This is a genomic window from Pseudogracilibacillus sp. SO30301A (assembly GCF_037072025.1).
Taxonomy (GTDB): Bacteria; Bacillota; Bacilli; order Bacillales; family Amphibacillaceae; genus Pseudogracilibacillus.
Genome location: NZ_JAXHDD010000038.1, coordinates 1 through 25,357 on the forward strand (window position 1 = coordinate 1; position 25,357 = coordinate 25,357).

Below are 25,357 nucleotides of genomic sequence, written 5' to 3' on the forward strand. Positions count from 1 at the left end.
CGAATAATTGTAAATCCCGCTGAATATCATGGGGTTACTCAATCCATAAGATTTGTCCGTAGTATCTCTAAGCGTATCTCTCATTCTTGTCTGTCAATAATTCTGAATATCCCACCCGGAAGCAGAGCAATTAGCATTTAGTCTCGAACTTGCCCTGTCCCCTTGATAATAAATTTAAACGATGTTAGTGCTTGTAATCCTATCGGTCCTCTTGCATGCAGCTTTTGTGTGCTAATTCCTATTTCCGCACCATAACCAAACTCAAAACCATCCGTAAAACGAGTTGATGCATTATGATAAACAGCTGCGGAATCAACCTTTTGTAAAAACATGTCTTTATTCTTTACATCTTCCGTGATAATCGTTTCGGAATGATGTGTTCCATACGTATTAATATGATTGATCGCTTCTTCAACACTATCGACGATTTTCACGCTAACTGTTAATCCTAAATACTCTTTCGTCCAGTCTTCGTCTGTAGCTAATTTGGCACCTGGAAATTGAGCGATAATTTTTTCATCGGCAATAATTTCCACTTGTTGATCCCGTAATTTTTCAAGTAAGGAAACTCCGTAATTTTCAAACCACATTTCATGAATAAGGATGGATTCAATCGCATTACAAACGGAAGGGCGTTGGAGTTTCGCATTTAAAGTGATTTTTTCAGCCATCTCCTGTTTCGCCGATTCGTCAATAAATGCATGACAATTTCCAGCTCCTGTTTCAATGACAGGTACCGTGGACTCACGAATAACTGTCTCGATTAAATTTTTACCCCCGCGTGGAATCAACACGTCTAAAAACTCATTCAATTGAAACAACTCTTTCGCTGTTTCTCTAGATGTATTTTCAATCAGTTGTACGGCATTTACAGGTAAGGAGCTTTGTTCTAAAGCATGGTGAATGGACTTAACAAGAGCAATATTCGAATGAATTGCTGAAGAACTCCCTCTTAACATGACTGCATTATTCGTTTTTAAAGATAAAGTTGCTGCATCGACTGTCACATTTGGTCTTGCTTCATAGATCATTCCGACGACCCCAATCGGAACGCGTACTTTTTCAACGTGCAATCCATTATCAAGTGTACTTTTTTCCAAGACTTCTCCTACCGGATCTGTAAGTTCGACTAATAGCTTTATACCATGTGCCATTGCAATAATTCGCTCTTCGTTTATCATGATCCGATCCAATACACTTTGGTCTAGTCCGTTTTCTCTTCCATTTTCCAAATCTTTTTCATTGGCCGCAATGATTTCTGCTTGATGTTCTATCAATTGTTCTGCAATTAATAAGAGTGCTTCATTTTTTTCCTCCGCTGTTGCTAATGCTAGTGAATAGCTCGCTTCCTTGGCGGCCTTTCCTCTTCTTTTTACTTCACCCATTTTTCTTCCCCCTATAAAGATTATTTAAATTCAACCCAGTGATCACGATGAATGACTTCAATCGACGGTTCCAATTTTCTTTTTTCCAATCTTTTTTTCATTTCCTCGATTATTTCGCTAGATGAATAGTTTACCTCCCCTTTTCCAAGCATTCCTTTTTTTCCATAAACTTCAACGACATCGCCTTTTTCAAATGATCCTTTCACTCTCGTAATGCCTGCTGGCAACAAACTACGCCCATGATGCATAATCGCATCCTCCGCACCTTCATCCACATAAACTTTTCCTAAAGATTCGGAATGTAGGGCAATCCACTGTCTACTCGTATTAATCGTTTCTAGCGATTTGTTTGTAATGTATGTCCCATCGCCTGTTCCCTTTAAAATCTGAAGTAATTTGTCTTTTCCTTCTCCTTTGCCAATAAAAACTGAGACACCTAATGAAAGCGCCGTTTTAGCTGCTTCCAATTTTGATTTCATACCACCAGTTCCTACTTTCGATCCCTCACTATCAGCTGCCGCAATAATCTCATCTGTAATTTCTTCTAAATAATCATATTTCTTTGCATTTGCATTCTTCATTGGATTGTCGGTATAAAGTCCATTAATATCTGTTAATATGATAAGTTGATCGGCATGGATAAATCCACTTACAAGTGCGGATAAAATATCATTGTCTCCAAAAGTTAATTCATCAACCGATACTGTATCATTTTCATTTATAATCGGGATGACACCTCGGTCAAGTAATTCCATTATTGTCGAAAATGCATTTCGATATCGTTCACGATCGGAAAAGTCGCTTCTTGTTAGTAAAATTTGTGCAGAAACTAGATTATGCTCTTGAAATTTTTTTATATATGATTGGATCAATAAGCTTTGTCCAACTGCGGCAGCAGCTTGTCGGCCTTTTATGGTGACAGGTCTAACCGGGTATCCTAGCATCTTAAATCCAGCTGCAACTGCTCCGGACGACACTAATATAACTGTATGATTTGCTTTTTTAAGCTCAGCGATTGCCTCAACAATATCAGTTAGTTTTCCCTCATCAATCTCCCCTTTTACATTCGTCAGCGAACTGCTGCCGATTTTTACGACAATCGTTTGTTTCTTCATTTTGCTATTCTCCTACTCCCTAAATAAATAAAAAAAGCCCTATCGTCCTGTCTGTTAGGACGAAAGAGCTTAGCCTTCCGCGGTACCACCTTAAAATTGAATGTTTATACATTCCGCTTTGCTTCGTAACGTGAAGTAAACGCCATTTTTTTAAAACTGGACTAAAAGGCAGGTTCTGTGGTTTCCTATGATGAAATCTCTCAGCTCACAAATTTCACTCTCTGACATAGTAATCTCCACATACTATCCCTCTATCATCGTTCCCTTATTATTAATATATGTTATGGATTAAGATGAAAGATGTCAAATGATTATACAGAAAATGATGAAAATTTCGTTCTGACATGCTTTTGCATGAGTTAGAATTTATACTAACATCGCTTTTTTTCCATTAATTCCAAGCTAAACTCTCCTTCCGAACCTTCTTTATACAAGTTCGTGACTGATGTGGAGTAATTTGAAATAGTTGCAGGAAACTCAAGATTTTCTTCTGGAATTTTTACTATAAAGTCATTTTTATAAAGCAATGTAGTTACATCATGATAATCTTCATGTGTTACAGTAAATTTAAAACTGATCTTCAAGCGGTCAGAATTCTCCTTGTTAACATTCTTTGCTTCAATTGGAAAATCATTAATAAAAATCTTCATTTATGATCACCTTCTGTTTTGTCTAAACGATTTGTTCGAGAAGAAAATACGAAAACTGAACCCATTTCGATTCTGCTCGTTAAGTTGCATTTTCCAAAACTTACATCTCAATTTAGGAAAATTATGATGTAAAATGGATTGGAATAGACTCGCCATCATACTCCCTGTTAGCCACGTGTACACCACCAGCAGCGGATACAACACTACCAGTAATCATGTCGGAGTCTTCTTCACATAGAAAACCGATAAGGCGCGCTAAATCTTCTCCTGATCCTGGTCGACCGATTGGAGTATTTGGATCTGTCTTTGTTCTTGCTGTTTTAATATCTAATTCTTTCATGTCACCTTTAATATCACCTGGTGAGACCATATTGGCCGTAATGCCATTTCCCGCCTCTTCCTTTGCAATACTTCTCGTAAGGGAGACAAGACCTACTTTTGCCGCACTAAAAGCTGACCGATATATCCAGCCTGGAGTGTGTTCAGCATCTTGAAATCCATAGGTAATAATGCGACCAAATTGTTGTTTTCTCATAATCGGTACAACAAGTTTTGCAAAATGGAATACGGCACTTAAATTACCTTCTATCATTTCATACCATTCATTGTCTTCATAATCTACTAATTTTTTTCTTTCAAAAACATAAGGTCCAGCATTATTAATTAAGAAATCTATCCTGCCAAATCTTTCTTGCGCTCGTTTGACAATTGTTGCGATATCTTCTTTTTTCGTTACGTCGCCTTGTACGAATTGCAATTGATTTCTATAGCCTTTCCATTCTTCTTTTAATGCTTCTATCCGCTTCACATCACTGTAATAATTTACTGTCACAGTGCACCCTTTTTTTAAAAAATGTTCCGTCACTTGCTTTCCGATCCCTTTAGAACCTGCTGTAATAATTGCATGTTTCATCCTACTCACCTACCTCATAGAACTTATTTCATACAAATTTATCTTCCAAGTAATGAAAAAAACTCTTTCCGGGCATCGGGATTTTTTGCAAAAATTCCTTTTGATGCTGTTGTTGTAGTGGTTGAGTCTTTTTTCTTAACTCCTCTTCCACACATACACATATGTTTTCCTTCTACAACAACCATTACACCTTCTGGTTCAAGCACTTCCTCCATAGCAGTTGCAATTTGGTTTGTTAACCTTTCCTGCACCTGAAACCTTTTTGCATAACCATCGACCATTCTACCAATCTTTGATAAGCCGGTAATTTTCCCATTTGGTACATAGCCGACGTGAACACTTCCAAAAAATGGAGCGAAGTGATGTTCACAGAGAGAATAGAACTCGATATCGTTCACAATAACTAATTCATTATGGTCAACATCAAAAAACTTCCGTAAATGTTCTTTCGGATCTTCTTTATACCCTTCTGTATATTCGAGATGCGCTTTTAACACTCTATACGGAGTCTCTTCAAATCCTTGACGATTTGGATCATCACCACATACTTCAATTAAATCTTTTATTGCCTTCATAAAGTTTTGTGATTGGGTCTGCCTTTCTTCCGAAACTATATTATATTTTTTATATAAGTCATCTAATTTTTGATTCATTATTTGATTATCTGCTACCTTCAAGATTACTCCCTCTTCTCTAATTAAAAAAACAATTTCTTAATAATTGTTATAATTATTTCCTTTAATATTAACATAATGTATCTATTTTATAAAAACAATGAAATTCTTTACCATCGTTTTTTCTCAACTTCGATTTAATAAAAGTAAAATATGATCCTTTATAAAAGAAATCCCTACAAGATCTTCTTGTAGAGATTTCCCATTAGTTTTCTTCTATTTCTTTCCGATTTTTCTTAAACATTTTTGATAAAATCTCAAATACAATCGGTACAATAAACAAGGTTAGCAAGGTTGAACTGGCAAGTCCGCCAATAACGGTAATGGCAAGGTCTTTAGAAATTAACCCACCACCGCCTTCTGCACCTGTTGCAAGCGGAATTAACGCACCAATCGTTGCGATGGCTGTCATCAAAATAGGACGTAAACGAGTTGCACCCGCTTCTAAGACAGCATCTCGCATCACCATTCCACCACGTTCCATACGGACGATTCGATCGACAAGTACAATTGCGTTTGTTACGATAATTCCGATCAACATTAACAGCCCCATCATCACTGTGACAGAAATGGTTTCGCCAGCGAGATACAAGCCGACAAATGAACCAATAACCGCAAATGGTAATGAAAATAAGATCGAAAACGGCGCAACCCCTTCACCGAACGTTACAACAAGGATAAAGTATACAATCGCTATAGCCGCAAGCATCGATGCACCTAATTGAGTAAAGGTTTCTTCCATATCTGCAGCAACTCCAGCAACGCCCATTGTAACTCCTTTAGGGAACTCTAGTTTATCAATTGCTTCATCGACTTCTGTAGTTACTTTTGAAATGTCTTTGTCTGTAATCGTTCCAGAAACTGTTGCATAATACTCCCCTTCACTACGAGCTAATGTATTAAGCGTCTCTCCTTCTTTCACAGTTACTAATTCAGAAAGAGGTATCGTTGTATCTAGAGCAGTTGGCACTTCTTTATCTAACATATCTTCGATCGAATCCGGATCTTCCTCTTCCTCTTGCTGGATGACCACATCAATCGAATTGCCATCTTTTTCAATCGTCGTCAATACATCCTTTGTAGTATCCGCTCGTAACATCCCGACAATTTGACCTGCAGTTAAACCATATTGAATCAATTCTTCCTGATCTACATTAAAAGTATATTCTACATAAGCGTCTTCCGTACTTGATGAAACATCTTCTAGCTTATCATTTTCTTTCATTAAGTCTTCTACTTGATCCACAGTTTCATTTAATTTATTTAAATTTTCACTGTAAAACGTATAACTAAGTTCATTCGAGGAGAAAGACATTGCTGAAAAATCTTGGCTTACCCATTCTCCTGACTGATCAATATTGGAAACATATTCTTCGACTTCCGCTCGTGCTTCAGGGAAATCTTCCATATCAGGGTCAAAGATTAAATACATAAGCGCTCCGTCAGCACCACCACCCATCATCATTGCTGCTGGATCGCTATCATCGTTAATAGATAACTGAAGAATATCGATATCATCTCGTTTTAATAATTCTTCTTCCACTTTTTCAACATTTTTTAATGTCTCTTCTTCTAACTCGCCCGTAGCAGGTGTATAGGTTAAATACATTACTTTTTCTTCTTCACTGCCTAAAAAGCTAAAGCCGATTAATGGAGTTAGTAATAAACTACCGACAAGTAATATAATCGCTGTTAAAGAAGTAATAATTTTATGATTTAACGTCCAGTTTAGTGCACCTTTATACCAATTTGCCAGCTTCCAAGTCTCTTTATGCTTTGTTTGCCCTTTTTCACCGTATAATTTTTTTCTAAATAAAAAGTGAGAAAGTGCCGGCACAATTGTAATAGCTACAAGTAAAGATGCGCCTAGTGCAAATGACATCGTTAAAGCAAATGGCATGAAAAGCTCTCCAACCATTCCGCCAACAAAAATTAACGGAGCAAATACAGCTACAGTTACAATGGTAGAAGAACAGATCGGACGAAACATTTCAATCGTTGCTTCTCGTACAAGCGCACGTCCAGACAGTTTTTCACCTTTCAAATGAAGCCGTCGATAAATATTTTCAACGACAACAATTGAGTCATCAATCACCCGTCCAATCGCAACTGTAATTGCACCGAGCGTCATAATATTTAACGTAATATCCATCCAATTTAATAGTAAAATAGCCATTAAAATCGATACTGGAATCGAAATGACGGAAATAATGGTTGACTTAATATCACGTAGGAAAAGAAGAATGATTAAAACTGCTATTAAACCACCAAACAAAGCTTTTTCAATCATCGTCTTGATTGAATCTTCTATCGGCTCTCCTTGATCTAGAGAAACATCAATCACGAGACCATCCACTTTACTTTCTTCTTCTTCAATTAACTCTTTCACATTATTCACTACGTCTACCGTATTTGCTTCTTGTCCTTTAACAATTTGAATACCGATTGAATCTTTTCCGTTAGTTCGCGAAATAGACTCGACTTTACCAACGAGCTTAATATCCGCAATATCTTTTAGTTTTACAAAAGGAGATGGACTCGCCGGTGACAGTTCAACCGGGATTAACATATTCTCAAGCTCATCAACTGTTGTAAATTTCCCGTCGACTGCAACAGCTTGTTCTTCTTCTTCAAACGCATAGAGTCCAAGAGAAACTGCAAGATTGCTAGCTTGAATCATATCTTTCACTGTATCTTCAGTTAAGCCAAGGTCTTCCATCTTCTCTTCATCATATACAAGATCCACTTCCTCAATATGTTGACCGGTAATCGTAGCCGAAGCCACCCCGTCAAGTTTCTCAATTTCTGGGAGTACGATATCTTCCACAGTTGAAGTTAAATCAACAATATCTTCTTTTGTACTACTTATACTAAGAGCCACAACTGGCATCATATCCATATTAATTTCTGAAACGACAGGCTCCTCAGCTTCCTCTGGTAACGTTACCCCATCGATAGCTGATTTCAGTTCTCGGTTCGCCTCATCCATATCAATTCCATATTCATATTCGATTTGGATACTTGCCATATTAGAATATGAGTTAGAGTATACAGCTTTTACGTGTTTCAAATTTTCAATTGTTTTTTCTAGCGGAATGGAAACTTCTTCCATGACCGTTTCAGGTGTTGCACCAGGATACACATCAGATACCATTAAATAAGGAACGGAAACATCTGGAATCATCTCTGTTTTCATACGAGTTCCTGAAAACAAACCAAATACAACAATAATAATCGTAAGTAACCAGACGGCTAACTTATTCTTTATAACAAAATTAACTAAACCTTTCACCATTACACCTGCCTGACATTGATTTTTTTCATCTAGTTATCTATAATAATGACTGATCGGTCAATTGTCAATTCATACAGCCATAGGAGATGAAAAATAATGGTTAAAAAACAATTAATTATGGAAAAAGCATCTGAACTATTTGCCAAACAAGGATTTAAATCTACATCTGTTCAGCAGATAACTGAACATTGCGGAATGTCAAAAGGTGCATTCTATTTATCTTTCAATTCAAAAGATGAATTAATTTTGGCCTTGATCGAACAGTATATAAGGCAAGCGACTGCCAACTTTGACTATATAGTCAATAATGTGAACAAAGAACGACTTTTATATGATTTTTATCAAGAAACGTATCATTTTTTTTATAAACATGCTAATATCGCTAAAATAATTATTAGAGAAACACAATATTTTAGCGAAGAACTTATTAACAAAATACGTTACTATGATCGATTAAACGAGAAAATTATTATTACGATGATTGAACGCTTATATGGGGATACTGTTAAGGACTCAAAGTTTGACTTACTTTATTGTATTAAAAATTTCATGACAATGTATGCAGATCTCATTTTATTCGACAATATGGAATTGGACATCGACATACTCTCACGGTCATTGGCGGAAAAAACTAATTTATTAGCTAATAATATTACTATCTCATTCATTACAGAAAAGCAGTTTGAACTATTAAATTATAAAATTGACGTAGAAATAACGAAAGAAGAAGTAATCGATGTACTTGAACAAAGTATGGAAGAAATGGAAGAGTCGATAGTGAAGGAATCACTCATGCTTCTCAAACAAAACTTGCACGAGGACAAGTTTTCAATCGCAATCGTAAAAGGGCTAATAGAAAACATCCGCAATCATCCAGACTGTGAATGGAGCACTTATTTGCTGCGGATGTATTATCAATTATAACAAGTCATACCAAAAGGAAGCCCATAACTAAAACTATTCACTTTAAAGACGGACAATCCTCCACTTTAGCGATGGATACTCAGTGACTGCTTAGCGTCTAAAAGCGATCACGTCTTGGAACTGGGACTGAGCTTACTCATCCCAACGAAGAGCATTTGCACAATCGTTCGTCCTCCGGATAATTTTTCCGTCGGGAGACCAACAGCCGCCGACGGAAAAAGGAGACACGATAAAAGCAGAATATTGGCATCTTGAGCAGCTATCATTCTACTACTATGAATTTAGTTTATTTATTATTACTTTCCACTGTTTCTATTAATTTCTTATATACATATAGAGCAATCTTTGTATCCTGGACCCCTGTCCCCGTTAAATCAGTAACAGTAATTGCATCATCCCGATCTCGTAGCTTTTGTTTTTGAGAAGTCAATTGACCAAGTTCAAACACATTCTTTTTATCCATCAGATTCGCCTCAATTGCGTGCTTTAGTTCCCCACACACTTCGCATTGATCTATTACATCACAGACAACGAAATCGGCCATTTGTAAAATTTTCGGATCGAGTTCCTGCTTATACGGTGCATCAGCCCCCATCGCTGTTATATGAGTACCAGGCTGAATCCACTCTCTTTGCAGAACTGGCTCTTCAGCAGGCGTTGTTGTAATAATAAGATCACTTCCTCTGGCAACTTCCTCAGGAGAATCTTTAACCGATACGATGATATCCAATTTTTCTTCCATTTCCTGTTTAAATTCCAAAACTCTTTTTTTCGTTTTACTATATATATGTACATGTTGAAAATCACGAACAAATCTTAGAGCTTCTACCTGATAACGAGCCTGTGCCCCTGCTCCAATTACGCCAACGACATCAATCGTTTCATTCGCCAAATAATCCGCAGCAACCGCACCTGCAGCCGCAGTCCTAACATCTGTCAAATACCCATTGTCATATAATAGTGCTTCAGGCTGGCCATTTATCGCACTAATTAAAAACATTAGTCCTCCTGTACTTGGAAGTCCGTATTTATAATTATTAAAAAATCCAGATGACACTTTTAAAGCAAAACTTTTATAACCAGGAATATAAGCAGTCTTAACATCTACTTCCGCCTTATTTTCTGGAATATCTACTCTCATAATTGGAGGCATTTGCACATTTTTAGTGTATAAATCAGTGAAAGCACTTTTAATTTCTTGAATTACAGTTGTATCAATTTTTATGTTTTCCCTGATTTCCTCTTCTGTAAAAATCTTCATGCCAGTATCACCTTTCTGTCTTATTCTTAAAACGCACTCACTATGCATCTTTTTTATCGACTAAGCATGTTGTACGAACCACTAAGCATCTTTTCCAGCCACTATGCATCTTTTTTTAACACTAAGCACGTTGCAGGAGCCACTATGCATCTTTTTTTGGCACTAAGCATGTTACACGACTACTATACATCTTTACACACATAAACTATCTTACAAAACTTACAAATATCTCTCACAAACATTTAAAATTACTGAAGTGTCTACATTCTTACCAGTAATCATACAAGCGACATTTTCTCCTTTTACTTGCACTTTTCCACTTAGTATCGCAGCAATACTAGTTGCTGCTGCTCCTTCAATTATAAACTGATGATAATTGAGCATATACACCATTCCACGTCCAATTTCTTCTTCACTCAACAAAATGAAATCATCAATTAGATCATGAACCATCTGAAGTGTGTATACATTGTGTAAACCAATCCCACCTAACAAGCTATCCGCAAGCGTATTCTCTTCCTTTAATACGACTGGTTTTCTTTTATGAATACTTTCAAACATAACAGGACTTTTTTCCATGGAAACACCTATGACTTTAATCGTAGGATTGAATTTTTTAAGTACAAAACTTATTCCTGAAAAAAGACCGCCACCAGAAACAGGAATAATTACTTTATCTATTTGGGGCAGCTGTTCCATCAGTTCAATGCCAATTGTCCCTTGACCAGCGATAATTTCTGCATCATCAAAAGGTGGCACTACTGTAAGTCTTTCTTTTTGTTGCAGTGAATAAGAATAAGCAAGCGCATCATCTTGGTTGTCGCCAATTTTTACTACTTCTGCCCCTAGTTCAGTAAGACGATTTACCTTCGCATTTGGAACCCGATTGGAAATACAAATAACCGCACGAATACCTAGTTTCTTTGCGATAAATGCAACCGCAAGCCCGTGATTACCCGTCGAAAATGTAGTTACCCCATGTTTCTTTTCTTCATCAGTAAGTCCAAGCAACTTATTCGTTGCACCACGAATTTTAAAAGCACCTGTTGCATGTAAATTCTCTAGTTTCAAATAAATAGAAGCATCATGTGCCGCACTTAATGGCTCACTTTTCATCAAAGGTGTTTCCAAAACGAAAGGTTGGATACGCTTTTTGGCATGATATATATCTGGTAAAGTAATCAATGTCATGTGAGACCACCATCCATTTGGGAATAATTACTTTTCATATCGTTCATACTTGAGCACTTCACCCTTTGCTCCTGAAAACCAAATATCGTTACAAGCTTTAGCAAATTCGGTCAAATTTTCTTCAATCGTTGCAAAAACATTTCCTGGAACAAAACCAATATCCCCATTCAAAAGTAAGTTATTGCGACCATAAAACACTGCCAAATCAATAACACCAGGTAGATTTTCAATCCCTTTTTCTTCTTTAAACTTTTGATCCAGCACCCCACTATCAAAGTCAAAAAAACATATATCACCGGGAATTGGTGTAATCGTTGTATTTTCTAACCCTACAGGCGAATTAAAAAAACGCGGAACCATCGTATAAATTTCATTTCTCGCATATTTCGCATGATACACTTGTCCGCTTTGTGGTAAAACATCCCAAACCACCTTACAAGTTTTAGGAGCATCATCTTCTAACAATCTAGCAATGCAAGATACCCCTCGTTTTTCCAAACTAATTCTCATGTACTTAGTCATGAAGTAGGTCACCTCTTTTATTCTGATCATTTTAATCATATTTTACTTTTATCATAAGCGAATCAGCTCCCAGAAATCGACCTACAAATTGTAAGAATATTTTTATTTAATATCGTCATTTTGAATGAAAAACACTTATTCACTTAAAAATTGACAAACTATTAGATTTTGTATATAGTTATAATTGTTCAAATCACATACGATTCCGTAGCTCAGCTGGGAGAGCGCATGCTTGACAGGCATGAGGTCGTTGGTTCGAGCCCAATCGGAATCATAAGTGTATATAGAGTAGTTCCTTTAACAATTAGGAATTGCTCTATTTACTTTTTAATTACATTTTTCCGACAAACACATTTTATTGTTGAGTTTTGCTTTTTATAGAGGATGTTCAAAAAGTCCGGTAAAAATGACACTGCATTAGGGAAACTTCGACTAAATACCGACATCCTGTGTCGAACGTCGAAGTCACCACATCCTGTGGAAGCTCGTTGGCTTGTTTCTTCGCTCCTTGAAAAAGGAAAGCACTTTTTCTGCGTGCTAGAAGCGTTTCCTTGGAAAAGAAAATCACTTTTCCTGCGTGCCAGATCTTTGCTCATGTATCTAAATGCAGCAAGGGATCTTCCGTTAAAACCGCCCACGTCCTGTGGGCAACACGGAAGTCATCACATCCTGTGCAAGTCCGCTACTCGAAACTGCGCCGCCTCGAACTTCCGTCGCACAGGACGTGCTAGTGTCGGCGTTGCTGACAGGACGTCAGCGCTTTTAGCCGACTTGATCCTTTTTATCCTCCTTTTTATACGAATATGGAGGAAAAGCCTGATTTTGACACAAAAAGACTTACATTACATAATTAAATGATTCTTCATTAGTATAGTGGCTGTCCCTCCACGTACATTTAATAAAAAGACCCTTGAAGTTAATCAAGAGCCTATTCCGTATTCCCAAACTAATATATCTTTCTTGTTTTACAACATTAATAAGTTTGGAGATTCAATATACTTGATTAAAATCTCTAAGAATGTTGCCGCATCTGCCCCATCTAAGATTTGATGATCAAACGTTAAACTAAATGGAATTTTCTTTTCCATTTCTACTTCCTGATTACTATTTAAAGTAAACTCTTCTTGTAATGCACCAACACCCAGAATTCCCGACTCAGGGGCATTTAAAATCGGAGTGAAGTACTCAACGCCTGTAGCTCCCATATTCGTAATCGTGAACGTAGACCCAGACAGTAAGTCCACATCAGCATCTCCCCCTCTAGCTTGCGTCGAAACTGCTTTTATTTCTTTCGCAAGTGAACCGATCGTTTTATGATGTGCATTTTTCACAACTGGAACGAGTAGTCCTTCATCTAAAGAAGTTGCAATTCCTAAATGGACTTCATCATATTCAATTAGTTCACCATCATGATAAATTGCATTCATTTTCTTATAATCTTGTAAAGCTAGGATAGTAGCCCGAGCAATTAATACAGTGACTGTTATTTTTATATCTAATTCTGCTTCTTCGATTTCTTCACGCAATTTCTGTTGCATTGCCATTAACATATTGGCACTTGCCTTCCTGTGCAATGTTAACTGAGCTGACTTTGCTAAGCTTTCACGCATATTACGCGCAATTATTTTTCGCATGGAGGGGAGTCCTTCGCCAATTGATTCTACATTCATCGCAGGAGGAGCTGATTGTTCAGACGGGTTCTCACCTTCATAATCATAGCCAATCTCCTCGACACGTTTTATGTCCAACTTCGTAATCCTCCCATTGCCACCCGTACCTCTGACTAGCTCTATATCTAGGTTTTTATCCTCTGCCATCTTTCTCGCTAATGGTGTAATAAAAATACGATTGCGATCATTTGATAAAGTTTTGGCTTTTGCTCGCTCTCCTTCTGTCTTAGCTACTTTTTCTACGTTCTCTTTCGAACTTACTCTTTCCTCTGATACCGCCTCTTTCTCTTCCCCATTCGCTTCGGCGATATCTCCTTCTACTTCTCCGATTGTTCCAACGACTTCACCGACCTTTACTTCATCTCCCGTTTCTACATCTTGCGAAAGTAATATACCTGAAATGGGAGCTTCTACTTCTTGGGTAAGCTTTTCCGAACTTATCGTTAAAATCGCTTCCCCTTTTTCAACAGCGTCACCAACCTCTTTATGCCATTCTTCGATTGTACCTTCCGTCATCGTCATTCCCAATTTTGGCATTATAATTTTTTCATTCATTATGTCTTTCACCTCCTTAGTTTACGGTGTGTTTTTTAAATCAACAATTAATTCCGCTGCTACTTTCAATACTTTTTCTCTATCTGGTATATACGCTTGTTCAAGGTTCGACGCAAAAGGAACTGGAGTATTCGGCGCACAAACAGTTTTAATCGGTCCATCTAAATAATCGAATGCTTTATCCGCTACAACAGACGCTATATCTGTTGCAGTATTATTATGGGGATTGGACTCATCCACCACGATGAGTCGCCCCGTTTTCTTCACCGACTCGGTGACAGTTTCTTCATCCCAAGGTGCAACTGTCCGTAAATCAATCACTTCAACGGAAACTTGGTCTGCTGCTAATTTTTCCGCTACTTCCTCTGCTACATGAACCATTTTACCAATGGCAACAATCGATAGATCCGTTCCTTTTCTCGTTACTTTTGCCTTGCCAATTTCAACGGTATAATATTCTTCAGGAACCTCTCCCTTTATCCCATAGATCGATTTATCCTCTGAAAATACAACAACATTATCATCTTCGACAGCTGCTAACATTAACCCTTTTGCATCATATGGATTCGAAGGCACCACGACTTTTACCCCTGGGATTGCCCCGAACATACCGTATAATGTTTGGGAGTGTTGTGCTGCTGCGCCAACTCCTGCACCATGTACTGTCCGTACCGTCATCGGTATACGTGCTTTACCTCCGAACATATACCGCATTTTAGCACCTTGGTTTAAAATTGGATCTAAAGCAAATCCAACAAAATCATTGAACATTAATTCTGCAATCGGTCGTAATCCAGTCGCTGCGGCTCCAACTGCCGCACTAAAATAACCATGCTCTGCAATCGGCGTATCGATGACTCTTTCTCTGCCATATTTACCGACTAATCCTTTTGATAACCCGAACACACCACCAAACGCATCTTCATGCACATCATCTTGCACGAGATGATCGACGCCTGCTCCACCAGCAACGTCCGTTCCAATTAAAATAACTTTATTATCATGATCCATTGCCATATCCATACCTTCTGTAATGGCATTCATAAATGAAATTTTTCTCATCGTTACTCACTCCTCCTTTTTTATGCAAAAACATCCTCATATAGAGAATCTATATCAGGTAATGCACTTGCTTGGGCAAACTCAACCGCTTCTTCCACTGTTTTCTCTGCAGCAGCCTCAATTTCATCAGCTTGTTCCGACGTAAACCAACCTTTTTTAATTGCTTTTTCCTTAAACTCTGGAATCGGATCCCGGTCTTTATTTTTATCATCATCTGATTTATACTTCTGTTCATCTCCTTCAAAATGACCGTAATGACGATACGTATCACATTCGATTAAGGATGGACCCTCACCAGATTTCGCTCGTTTAATCGCTTCTTTTGTCGCATTATATACTTCTAATACATCCATGCCATCGACACGTACACCTGGCATATCATACACTACCGCTCGTTCTGCTACCGTTTCAGAAGCACTCGCATATGAAAATGGAGTCCCTTCACCAAATTGGTTGTTTTCACAAACAAAAACCACTGGTAAATCTAGAATCGACGCAAGATTTAACCCTTCATGAAATACACCTTCGTTGGAAGCACCATCACCGAAGAAACAAACTGCAACATGTTCTTGTTTCAACGTTTTAATCGTCAATGCTGCTCCCGCAGCGATACCAAATCCACCACCAACGATGCCGTTCGCACCTAGCATTCCTTTTTCCACATCTGCTACGTGCATCGAACCACCTTTACCACGACCAAGCCCATCTTTCTTCCCCATTATTTCTGCCATCATTCCTTTGATATCACAACCTTTTGCAATCGCATGACCGTGACCTCGGTGTGTACTCGTAATATAATCCTCTTCCTCTAACAGGGCCATAACTCCAGTAGCAACCGCTTCTTCCCCAGCATACAAATGGACGAAACCTGGAATCTCACCTTTCCCAAAGGTACGACGAACTTCTTCTTCAAAATATCTAATCTCATTCATCTTCTGATATATCCACAGCGCTTTTTCTTTATCCATTTTCCTTCCTCCCTTTTTTTACATATGGATTGCTTGTCCAAATAATGCATTCGCACTTTCACCAATTGCCTCTGACAATGTTGGATGAGGCCAAATCATATGTGCTAATTCCATTACGGTTCCTTCTGCATATTTCACCCCTACGATGCTACTAATTAACTCTGTCGCATTGCCTCCAACGACAACAGCACCTAATATTTCTTGATACTTCGTTTCAGAAATGATTTTGACAAATCCATCTGTTTCCCCTGCCGACATTGCTTTACCATTCCCATTAAAACTAGACTGCACGACTTGTACATCATAACCGGCTTCTTTTGCTTGTTCTTCACTTAAACCAATGGAAGCGATCTCAGGAAAGGTGTACACACAACGTGGAATATCCAATTGCCCTACCTTATTGTGCTGCTTTTTAGCCATCGCATGAACCGCAACCAGGCCTTCAGCACTTGCAGCATGAGCCAACTGAGGACCACTAATAAGATCACCAACTGCATACACATGTTGCTTACTCGTTTCATACCTATCATTTACCGTGACAAACTTCCCTGTCTCATCCATTTTCAATTTCAAATCTTGAGCTAATTTAGTAACAGGCCTTCTTCCAGTGGCAACTAATAAATCATTAAATGAAATAGTTTTTTCCTTTAATAACACTTCCCCTCGCTTAATTTCGGTTATATTAGCAGCTGTGAAAATATCTATCTTTTGTTTTGCCAAATGGTTTTTCACCACTTTGCGAGCAGTTGCATCCTCTGTTAATAAAATATCTTCCGCCACTTCTACGATGGTTACTTTCGTTCCTAGCGCAGCCATTGCAGTAGCTAGCTCCACTGAAATGACACCACCACCAATAATACATAAGGACTTTGGCAATTCTTTCATATTAAAAAATGTATCCGTTGTCATATAATCAATTTTGTCTAACCCTTTGATTGATGGAACAAAAGGGGTACTCCCTGTTGCTAATAAAATATCGTTCCCTTTTATATTTTCATTGCCAATCGTAACTGTCAGATCATCCCTCACTTGTGCATCGCCTTCATAAAGAGTAACCTTGTTCTTCTTTAATAATGAATCTATCCCCATCGTTAATGCTTCCATTACCTTGTCTTTTCGCTGCATTAATTTTTCAACATCAATGGATACATCATTCGCTTTTATTCCCCAATGGTTTGCTTTCTTAATGTCTTCTACTATTTCCCCAAATTTCAATAATATTTTTGAAGGGATACAACCTACATTCAAACAAGATCCACCGATTTTATCCCTTTCAACAATCGCAACTTTTTTTCCTAATTGAGCTGCCCGAATCGCTGAAACATATCCACCAGGTCCAGATCCAATTACAACTACATCATATTTCTTCAATAGACCATCTCCTTTTCCTACACATAAGAAATGAACATCTTTATGCTTCGTATCGTTGTCTTTTTCGTTAGAATCCCTCCTTCTTTACTTCTTACCTTTATACATGCAAAAATCATGCCAAGTATTCTTTTCCTTGGCATGACCGTCATTACAATCAATATTCATACGTTTATGACGTGAGAAAACATCGATTCTCACTTTTTCTCATTTTTTCTCCTATCATCTCATAGATTATATTTCTTTATTTTTCGATATAAAGTAGCCCGTGACATGCCGAGCTCCTCTGCCGCTGCAGGAACATTACCAGTTTGATGAATGAGTTCCTCTTTAATTTTCTCGATTTCGATTCGTTCCGTAAAACGATAATCTTCTGCATTCTTTTCTTTTAGGGAAACAGGCTCTAATATAGAAACAAGCTCCATTATTGCCGCATCAGTTGGAACCTCATCACCATAGAGAATTTCACAACGTTCAAGCGCATTATATAACTCCCGAACATTTCCTTTCCATTCTGCTTCCATGAAAATCTTCTCTAAACGCAGATGCCAGCTTGGAAACCAATTGCTTTTTCTTAAATAATCTTGAATCATATATTTAATATCTTCTTTCCGCTCTCGTAATGGCGGGATGGTAATTGGAAAAACGTAAATACGATAAAATAAATCTTCTCTAAATTTTCCTTGTTTTACTAACTCTCGAATATCTTCATTCGACGCTGTAATCATTCTAAAATTTAACGGAATCGTCTCTGTTCCACCTATACGGGTAATTGCCCGCTCTTGTATAGCCCTAAGCAATAACACTTGCATCGACGGTGGCATTTCTTCCACTTCATCGAGAAATAATGTACCACCATCCGCTTGTTCTAACTTGCCCTTATTACCTTTATGATTCGCACCAGTAAAGGCTCCAGATTCATAGCCAAAAAATTCACTTTCTAATAAGCTTTCTGGCACAGCGCCACAATTAACCGTTATAAAAGGACCATTTGCATAATTACTATTTTCATGGACTGCATGAGCAATTAACTCTTTTCCCGAACCAGTTTCCCCGAATAGATGAACCGCTGTCCCTTTAGGTGCCACTTTCTTCACCTTATCTAGCACTTTTTGAAACGCGGTGCTTGTCCCTTTAATTCCTCTAAAATAGACGGATGTTTCCTTCTCCGGAATGGTAATCGGGACTCGATATCCTATCATACGTTCTTTGTGAATAATAGGGATTTGCGACCTCGCCACATCGATATTCGTTTCCCGACTAAATGTTGTAATAGAATGACCGATATATTCTTGATAAGCTGGAAGTAATTTATTCGGTAAAGAACAAATAACATCATTAAACGTACAGACAATGCTAATTCCTTCATCGCTCCATTCCGACTGCTTTAGAAACTTCACGTCTTGTTCCATCTGATTTTTCCACGCTAATGAAATAGAGTTTGCTGCTAATTGAACACATGCCAAGATATAATTGTAATTAATGGATCGATATAAGCTAGAAACATTGAATATGCTAATTACTTCATTATTATGATCGAAAATAGGAGCAGCGGTGCAATTCCATTGTTGCGATGCTACTGAAAAGTGCTCATAACCCATTACTGAAATGGACTTTTTTAATCGTAGTGCCAATCCAATCGCATTTGTGCCAACCTCACTCTCAACCCATTTCGAGCCTTCAGTGAAATTAATTTTGTTCGCTTCCATACTGACTGTCTTCTCACCTTGCTCTAACAAAATATATCCATCTCGATCTGTAATCGTCGTAATATAACGCCAACCCTTTAAAAATTCTTGCAATTGTTGGATATGTGGTCTTGCTAATTGCAACAGCATTTCATTTTCTTTCCGTTTCTGCTCTAACGTCGACAAATCTAAAACATCTTTCGCCACACCACTATAAGGATTCACATTATTGTCCTTACAATAATACCATGATGTAATAATATCCTCTTTTAAATCTTCCTTCTTTGTCACCGACTCATTTTTAAGAAAATGTTCCCAAATTTGCCTTGATTCCATATCTTGTTTCAATTATAACACCTCCTAAATTATCAGAATATTTCTTTTATATCATATCTTTATTATAAATTTTCTCCACCACATATGTAAAGTGTATCTTTTTAGAAAGATAATCAGATAAAGAGAAATCATAAAAAGTAAAACCACCATTATCTTTCCAACTTGTATCATTTCTTATATATACTTAACACCATTAGGATCTTCTTCATCCCACATATTTGTCGTTTCACGTTTTGGATGACCAACCATCATCCCATTCTCTTCTAATATAAATAAATACCCATTTTCACATTATTATTAATTGGACGTGTTCCATCAGAATGTTTTTCTCCAAGAATTGCAACCTTTACTTTTTTTATACTTACTGTAGTGAGAGATTACCGTTTACAACTTTTTCATTCAGTGCATCAATCATTTCTATAGTCATCTTAACACTATTCTGTAAATTAACAGCACCAAAATCATCTAAACTGCACTTTTTTTGATAACTAAAAATAATCCTGAATTACGAAAGTGAAATCTAGTAACTAAATACAAAAAGGGCTCCAGCCTTTGGTATAATTAGGTTTGTGAAACCAAAATACCCAAAGAAAGGAGCACCTTTAAGGTGAAGTTTACCACAAACCTATCAAATATTAAAGTTAGCTTTAATTTAAAAAATTCCACTAATATTGCTGGACTGCTGCCATTCCTTCAGTTCTTGAAACAAATGAAGATCGAAGGCACGTTTCGTTGTTTTGATTCAATCAAGAAAGGCAATTCAAAGTTTCCATTTCGCAAAATCATTGTCTATTTGATCATTGGCTGGATGGCTTCCTGTAGCCGGCTTTTCCACTTTCGTTCCTTGGAGAAGGATGCCCTGGTACAGCAGTTTATGGGCGGCAGTTGCCCACATTATTCTTTATTGGGCAAAGACTTAAGATATCTTGCCAAATTCAATGTGCAGCTGGACATCAAAGAGCTGATGCACGATATCATTGAACCTGCCTTGCCATCCTCCTTGATCCTGGACTTTGATTCAACCATAGAAACCGTCTATGGTCATCAGGAATTGGCTAAAACAGGGCCCAATCCCCATAAACCCGGCCGCAAAAGCTACCATCCTTTGCTGGTGTATGAAGGGAAAACTCGTCTATGCTTGAATGCAGCCCTGCGGCCCGGAAACCGGCATACGGCCGACAATGCCATTGATCTCGCGGAAGAGACCCTGAATCTGCTTTCTGAATCCCAGACTGTCTCCTATGCCCGCTTTGACAAAGGCTTTGCCGGAGAGGACTTTTACGGATATTGGGAAGGGAAGCAGATTGACTACGCCGGCAAACTGAAGTGGACAGGCCGTTTGGCGAAAGCCGTTTATACCGATCCGCAGCCATGGACCAGGTTCGTCGATGAAGACATCGTTATTGAAGGCAAAACGATCAACTATCAAGCAACTTCCTGGGATAAGCCAAGAAGCGTTTCAGTCATCCGGAAAGCTGCTCGTTTCGAGATGGACCAAGTGCAATTGATAGATTTTATCTGGGAACATGAAGCCATTGTCCATACCATGGATTGGTCTCCGATGGACATTTGGCGTTTTTACAACCAAAGGGCCTGCATGGAAAACTACATCAAGGAAGCCAAATACGGGTTTTCCATCAACCGGATCCCAACCGGATCATTTAAGGTCAACGAACTGGACCTATTGATCAAGTTATTTGCGTACAACCTGTTTGAACTTTTTAAAATGGATCATTGCCCTGCCCCCATGAAAAGCTATACCATTCAAAGATTTCGCAGGGAAATCGTTCAGGCAGCAGGAGTATTCGTCTATCATGCCAGACAAATCATGTTAAAGATTCAGGAAGGCTACCTTCATAAAAGGGATTTTACAAACATGGTTAATAGCGTAAAGCAGCTTGAATGACTGGCAGTAACTGAATAAATTGGAAATTCCGCGCCCCTTCATTTTGGGGAGGGGGAACCTATATCCAATTTTCCAGGTTCAGAAATTTTCAACATCCAGTTTTTCAATATATTACCAAATTCCTGCTGAATTAATGTTCAGCAAATTTACTTTCGTAATTTGGGATAATTAATGGGATAGTTAAATTTAAAATAGAAACTACGATTAATTTGGTTTTAATTGAATTTAACCTCGACTTGTTCATCAGAGATTTCCTTTCGACTTATGCTTTTTATATTGCTGAATTTATTCGAGTTTTTCAGAATTAGCCTATAATCCCCATTCAAGGCATTAAAATAAATAAAAATAACTATTCAAGTGCGTGTTCAAAAAGGAGGATAAAAAGGACCAAGAAGTTCGAGGCGGCGCAGCTTTGAGCAGCGGAATGTATGCTTTTAAATACATGAGCAGCGGAAAAGCAAGCCAACGAAGAAATTCGCAGTGTCATTTTTACCGGACTTTTTGAACATCCTCTTCAAAAAATATAATATACTCCTATATTTCCTATTAGGTGATATAAGGTAGTTAGCAACTTATATTTTGAACTATTTTACATCTAGATTTTCCAACTTATCTTTCTTTGCCTTGTCGTTTTCCCAAGGCAAAAGTACAGATTAACCGATTAGGTATATCGTGTTATAATACATATTGCATATTGATAATCTGTGACAAACAATCTAATATTAGATAAAAATTACCACTAATTAAATTTCCCTTTAAACTCGTTAGATAAAAGAAATGTTATAATCTAAGATGAAAACCTTTTTATTTAAGCTCAATATGTATATCTACCTATGACCAAAATATACTTAAACGAAGAACCCCTAGTTTTGCTCGTCCAAAAATAGCGATTTATTGATAAATTACTAATCATTGGAGGGATTTTATGCTAGTAGAAACAAACAAAGTTAGTTGGCTCGAAAGTATCATTGAAGCAGTTCATGATGGTATTCTCGTCATCGATGATTCGGGAATTGTTCAATTAATTAATGAAGAATATACAAATATAACAGGTGTCACAAAAGAACAAATTATTGGGAAACCACTCGTCCACGTCCGCCCTGGTGCATTGCTTCCTACTGTTTTAAAAAGTGGAAAACCGAAGGAAGGTGTTTTCCGTAAAGAAAAAAGAATGGAATATGTCGTCGATATGGCACCGATTTACCAAAACGAGAAAATAGTTGGTGCAGTTTCTATTTGTAAAAGTATGCCCGAGCTTTATTTATTAACGAATGAATTGAAGAAAAGTAAGCAAAAAATCAATCAACTAGAAAAAACAGTTGGGCTCATGCATCAAGCGAAATATGCTTTTTCAGATATCGTTGGGGACAATCTTCTTATTCAAAAAGTGATTGATCAAGCTAAAAAAATTGCCCCGACAGATTTAAATATTTTAATTACTGGAGAATCTGGAACTGGTAAGGAGATCTTCGCACATGCCATTCATCAAAAGAGTACCCGGGATACCGGTCCTTTTGTACCAGTAAATTGTGCTGCCATTCCAAGCTCACTTCTAGAGAGTGAGTTATTCGGTTATGAAGAAGGTGCGTTTACAAACTCAAAACAAGATGGAAAAATCGGTCTATTCGAACTTGCAAACAAGGGGACACTTTTCTTAGATGAAATTGGCGATATGCCGCTCGACCTTCAATCAAAGTTACTACGAGTTTTGGAAGAAGGAACTTTTCGAAAGATTGGCGGATTAACGGAAAAACAAATAGATGTTCGTATTATCGCTGCAACAAATAAAGATTTATCAAAAATGGTGCAAAAAGAGCTTTTTCGTGAAGATCTTTACTATCGAATTAATACTGTTCATCTTTCTATTCCACCACTTCGTAATCGAAAAGATGATATTCCAGGGATCGTATCCTATCTAGTGAAAAAGCAAAGTAATTATACTGATTTTCAATTTGACGAAGAAGTAATGAATGCACTTTACCAATATGATTGGCCTGGTAATATTAGAGAATTAAAAAATACGATTCATTATGCGATTAGTATGGCCGATCAATACATCATCACACGGGAAGATTTGCCACCTTCTATCAAAATAGCTGCAAAGCCAAATAATCCAGCTACTCGTTCCTTGCAGAAAACGTTGATAGAAACGGAAAAAGCTATTATTGTCGAAACACTTCAAAATACGGGATTAACGGTGAAAGGTAAAAAAGCTGCTGCAAATAAGTTAGGTATTTCCTTAGCTTCTTTATACAATAAAATTGCTAAGTTCGAAATTAACTTATAATTTCTAACATTTTAGAAATGAATGAAAAACATTCAATATATTAGAAACCTCCTTTAGGACAAAGATACGAGACCTTTTGGAAATATATGTTTCTTTTTTTTTAGAAATAACACATTTTTAAAAGCCTTATTTTAAAGGCTTTTTAATTTGGCACGGTAATTGCATTTGTATTTATGTAAAAAGGAGGGTATTAAAATGTTGGCATTATTTGGTTTTTTAACTATTGGTATCTTTTTATACCTAATTCTTTCTAAAAGAGTTTCAGTTATTGTTGCCTTAATTTTAGTTCCACTTATTTTTGGAATATTTACGAGTGATCTTACCGATCTTGGTGAGATGATTTTAGAAGGGGTTTCGGGAGTAGCACCGACAGGAATCATGCTTGCATTTGCTATTCTATTTTTTGGACTCATGAGTAAAGTTGGACTATTTGATCCAGTCATCTCCAGGGTGTTGAAACTAGTAAAAGGTGATCCAATGAAGATTGTCATTGGAACCGCTCTCATCGGAATGCTCACTCATCTCGATGGTTCTGGTGCCTCTACTTTCTTAATTACAATACCTGCATTACTTCCACTTTACGAAAAATTAGGCATGAGTCGTCTCGTACTTGCAGGAGTCGTCGCTCTTAGTGCTGGTACGATGAACATCGTACCTTGGGGAGGCCCGACGGCACGGGCAGCTACATCTCTCGGCGTAGATACAGCCGATTTGTTTATTCCAGTTATACCCGCTATGATTGTTGGACTTATTTGGGTATTATTTGTTAGTTATATTCTTGGAAAAAGAGAAAGAAAGAGAATAGGCGTTCAAGATTTTGAATTCGATTACAAACAAGAATTAAGTGAAGAAGATTTAAATGCAAGACGACCAAAACTATTCTGGTTTAATGTCACTCTTACAATTATCACACTGGTTGCTCTTGTTCAAGTATGGCTACCGCTACCTATTATTTTCATGATTGCATTTGCCATTGCACTAATCGTAAACTATCCAAATCCAGCTGAACAACAAGATCGAATTACAGAACAAGCTACAGGTGTCGTAACCGTAGTGTCCATTATATTTGCAGCCGGTATTTTTACTGGAGTTCTTTCTGGTACAGGTATGATTGAAGCGATGGCTGAATCACTCGTAAGCTTTATTCCAGATAGTGCTGGAACTTTTATGACGTTAATTGTTGCCATCTCAAGTATGCCACTTAGTTTAGTGTTTACACCTGATGCCTATTACTTTGGAGTTTTACCTGTATTAAGTGAAACAGCAAGTGCTTACGGTATAGCGACTGCCGAGATCGGTCGAGCAGCAATTTTAGGACAGATGACAGTCGGATTCCCATTAAGTCCGCTTACTGCTTCCACTTTCCTTTTATTAGGATTAGCAAAAGTAGATCTTGCTGACCACCAACGTTTTATTTTTAAATGGGCGTTTGGAACAACAATTATTATGACGATTGTCGCATTTATTACAGGAGCTATCACGATTACGATTTGATTAGAAAATTTGGCTTTCGCCAATCTTACAGCGAAAGCCTTAGTTGCACTTATGCAGTAAGAAAGGATTTATACTTTCTTATCTGCCAAAACA

General features: G+C 37.5%; 18 protein-coding genes, 1 tRNA gene and 1 pseudogene. 5 read left to right on the plus strand and 15 right to left on the minus strand.

Going from position 1 to position 25,357, the window contains the following annotated elements; translation table 11 throughout:
* Nucleotides 1-137: 137 nt before the first annotated feature.
* From SPD89_RS15925 to SPD89_RS15950, 6 genes are all read right to left on the minus strand, one after another.
* Complete coding sequence (locus SPD89_RS15925; RefSeq protein ID WP_336262939.1) at nt 138-1,385, minus strand: glutamate-5-semialdehyde dehydrogenase; 1,248 nt, start codon at nt 1,383-1,385, stop codon at nt 138-140.
* Nucleotides 1,386-1,405: 20 nt separating this feature from the next.
* On the minus strand, nt 1,406-2,500 hold the full coding sequence (gene proB, locus SPD89_RS15930) for a glutamate 5-kinase (RefSeq protein WP_336262940.1): 1,095 nt from the start codon (nt 2,498-2,500) through the stop codon (nt 1,406-1,408).
* 371 nt (nt 2,501-2,871) lie between these two features.
* Entirely contained in the window at nt 2,872-3,150 is a 279-nt protein-coding gene (locus tag SPD89_RS15935) for a DUF3219 family protein (protein WP_336262941.1), read from the minus strand.
* Nucleotides 3,151-3,271: 121 nt separating this feature from the next.
* Nucleotides 3,272-4,063 carry an SDR family oxidoreductase gene (locus tag SPD89_RS15940; protein WP_336262942.1) on the minus strand — a complete coding sequence of 264 codons (792 nt, stop codon included), beginning with the start codon at nt 4,061-4,063 and terminating at the stop codon, nt 3,272-3,274.
* 38 nt (nt 4,064-4,101) lie between these two features.
* Nucleotides 4,102-4,740, minus strand: a complete 639-nt coding sequence (folE, locus tag SPD89_RS15945) for a GTP cyclohydrolase I FolE (RefSeq protein WP_442961183.1) — start codon at nt 4,738-4,740, stop codon at nt 4,102-4,104.
* A gap of 202 nt (nt 4,741-4,942) precedes the next feature.
* Entirely contained in the window at nt 4,943-8,029 is a 3,087-nt protein-coding gene (locus SPD89_RS15950) for an efflux RND transporter permease subunit (protein WP_336262943.1), read from the minus strand.
* 99 nt (nt 8,030-8,128) lie between these two features.
* On the opposite strand from SPD89_RS15950, the gene SPD89_RS15955 reads away from it, so the two are divergent.
* On the plus strand, nt 8,129-8,956 hold the full coding sequence (locus SPD89_RS15955; protein ID WP_336262944.1) for a TetR/AcrR family transcriptional regulator: 828 nt from the start codon (nt 8,129-8,131) through the stop codon (nt 8,954-8,956).
* Between the two features lie 286 nt (nt 8,957-9,242).
* Here SPD89_RS15955 and SPD89_RS15960 read toward each other — a convergent pair whose 3' ends face one another.
* The 3 genes from SPD89_RS15960 to SPD89_RS15970 form a co-directional block, all read right to left on the minus strand.
* Nucleotides 9,243-10,217, minus strand: a complete 975-nt coding sequence (locus SPD89_RS15960; RefSeq protein WP_336262945.1) for a cyclodeaminase — start codon at nt 10,215-10,217, stop codon at nt 9,243-9,245.
* A gap of 219 nt (nt 10,218-10,436) precedes the next feature.
* A complete protein-coding gene (locus SPD89_RS15965) occupies nt 10,437-11,408 on the minus strand; it encodes a threonine/serine dehydratase (RefSeq protein ID WP_336262946.1) in 972 nt (323 codons plus the stop codon).
* A gap of 27 nt (nt 11,409-11,435) precedes the next feature.
* Complete coding sequence (locus SPD89_RS15970) at nt 11,436-11,930, minus strand: DUF3830 family protein (protein ID WP_336262947.1); 495 nt, start codon at nt 11,928-11,930, stop codon at nt 11,436-11,438.
* Between the two features lie 201 nt (nt 11,931-12,131).
* Between SPD89_RS15970 and SPD89_RS15975 the strand changes: the two genes are divergently transcribed.
* Nucleotides 12,132-12,204: transfer RNA gene (locus tag SPD89_RS15975), tRNA-Val, on the plus strand.
* Nucleotides 12,205-12,895: 691 nt separating this feature from the next.
* Here SPD89_RS15975 and SPD89_RS15980 read toward each other — a convergent pair.
* From SPD89_RS15980 to SPD89_RS23150, 6 genes and pseudogenes are all read right to left on the minus strand, one after another.
* Entirely contained in the window at nt 12,896-14,155 is a 1,260-nt protein-coding gene (locus tag SPD89_RS15980) for a dihydrolipoamide acetyltransferase family protein (RefSeq protein ID WP_336262948.1), read from the minus strand.
* A 21-nt stretch (nt 14,156-14,176) separates the two neighbouring features.
* Complete coding sequence (locus tag SPD89_RS15985) at nt 14,177-15,217, minus strand: alpha-ketoacid dehydrogenase subunit beta (RefSeq protein WP_336262949.1); 1,041 nt, start codon at nt 15,215-15,217, stop codon at nt 14,177-14,179.
* Nucleotides 15,218-15,237: 20 nt separating this feature from the next.
* Complete coding sequence (locus SPD89_RS15990; RefSeq protein WP_336262950.1) at nt 15,238-16,185, minus strand: thiamine pyrophosphate-dependent dehydrogenase E1 component subunit alpha; 948 nt, start codon at nt 16,183-16,185, stop codon at nt 15,238-15,240.
* An 18-nt stretch (nt 16,186-16,203) separates the two neighbouring features.
* Nucleotides 16,204-17,556, minus strand: coding sequence for a dihydrolipoyl dehydrogenase (gene lpdA / locus SPD89_RS15995; protein ID WP_336262951.1), 1,353 nt, complete (start codon nt 17,554-17,556; stop codon nt 16,204-16,206).
* Nucleotides 17,557-17,780: 224 nt separating this feature from the next.
* Entirely contained in the window at nt 17,781-19,589 is a 1,809-nt protein-coding gene (locus SPD89_RS16000; RefSeq protein ID WP_336262952.1) for a sigma-54-dependent Fis family transcriptional regulator, read from the minus strand.
* 162 nt (nt 19,590-19,751) lie between these two features.
* Nucleotides 19,752-19,850: pseudogene (locus tag SPD89_RS23150) on the minus strand (hypothetical protein); the annotation flags it as partial.
* A 334-nt stretch (nt 19,851-20,184) separates the two neighbouring features.
* On the opposite strand from SPD89_RS23150, the gene SPD89_RS16005 reads away from it, so the two are divergent.
* From SPD89_RS16005 to SPD89_RS16015, 3 genes are all read left to right on the plus strand, one after another.
* Nucleotides 20,185-21,483 (plus strand): IS1380 family transposase, encoded by a 1,299-nt coding sequence (locus SPD89_RS16005; protein WP_336262953.1) that lies wholly within the window; start codon nt 20,185-20,187, stop codon nt 21,481-21,483.
* A 925-nt stretch (nt 21,484-22,408) separates the two neighbouring features.
* Complete coding sequence (locus SPD89_RS16010; RefSeq protein WP_336262954.1) at nt 22,409-23,770, plus strand: sigma-54 interaction domain-containing protein; 1,362 nt, start codon at nt 22,409-22,411, stop codon at nt 23,768-23,770.
* A gap of 195 nt (nt 23,771-23,965) precedes the next feature.
* A complete protein-coding gene (locus SPD89_RS16015; protein WP_336262955.1) occupies nt 23,966-25,264 on the plus strand; it encodes a CitMHS family transporter in 1,299 nt (432 codons plus the stop codon).
* The last annotated feature ends 93 nt before the right edge of the window (nt 25,265-25,357 follow it).

What these genes read in the sequence shown, in the direction of transcription:
- SPD89_RS15990 (WP_336262950.1), bottom strand. Translation starts at nt 16,185, where the DNA reads ATGGATAAAGAAAAAGCGCTGTGGATATATCAGAAGATGAATGAGATT.
- SPD89_RS15935 (WP_336262941.1), bottom strand. Translation starts at nt 3,150, where the DNA reads ATGAAGATTTTTATTAATGATTTTCCAATTGAAGCAAAGAATGTTAAC.
- SPD89_RS15985 (WP_336262949.1), bottom strand. Translation starts at nt 15,217, where the DNA reads ATGAGAAAAATTTCATTTATGAATGCCATTACAGAAGGTATGGATATG.
- SPD89_RS15965 (WP_336262946.1), bottom strand. Translation starts at nt 11,408, where the DNA reads ATGACATTGATTACTTTACCAGATATATATCATGCCAAAAAGCGTATC.
- SPD89_RS15955 (WP_336262944.1), top strand. Translation starts at nt 8,129, where the DNA reads ATGGTTAAAAAACAATTAATTATGGAAAAAGCATCTGAACTATTTGCC.
- SPD89_RS15960 (WP_336262945.1), bottom strand. Translation starts at nt 10,217, where the DNA reads ATGAAGATTTTTACAGAAGAGGAAATCAGGGAAAACATAAAAATTGAT.
- SPD89_RS16015 (WP_336262955.1), top strand. Translation starts at nt 23,966, where the DNA reads ATGTTGGCATTATTTGGTTTTTTAACTATTGGTATCTTTTTATACCTA.
- proB (WP_336262940.1), bottom strand. Translation starts at nt 2,500, where the DNA reads ATGAAGAAACAAACGATTGTCGTAAAAATCGGCAGCAGTTCGCTGACG.
- SPD89_RS15940 (WP_336262942.1), bottom strand. Translation starts at nt 4,063, where the DNA reads ATGAAACATGCAATTATTACAGCAGGTTCTAAAGGGATCGGAAAGCAA.
- SPD89_RS16010 (WP_336262954.1), top strand. Translation starts at nt 22,409, where the DNA reads ATGCTAGTAGAAACAAACAAAGTTAGTTGGCTCGAAAGTATCATTGAA.
- SPD89_RS15970 (WP_336262947.1), bottom strand. Translation starts at nt 11,930, where the DNA reads ATGACTAAGTACATGAGAATTAGTTTGGAAAAACGAGGGGTATCTTGC.
- SPD89_RS15980 (WP_336262948.1), bottom strand. Translation starts at nt 14,155, where the DNA reads ATGAATGAAAAAATTATAATGCCAAAATTGGGAATGACGATGACGGAA.
- SPD89_RS15925 (WP_336262939.1), bottom strand. Translation starts at nt 1,385, where the DNA reads ATGGGTGAAGTAAAAAGAAGAGGAAAGGCCGCCAAGGAAGCGAGCTAT.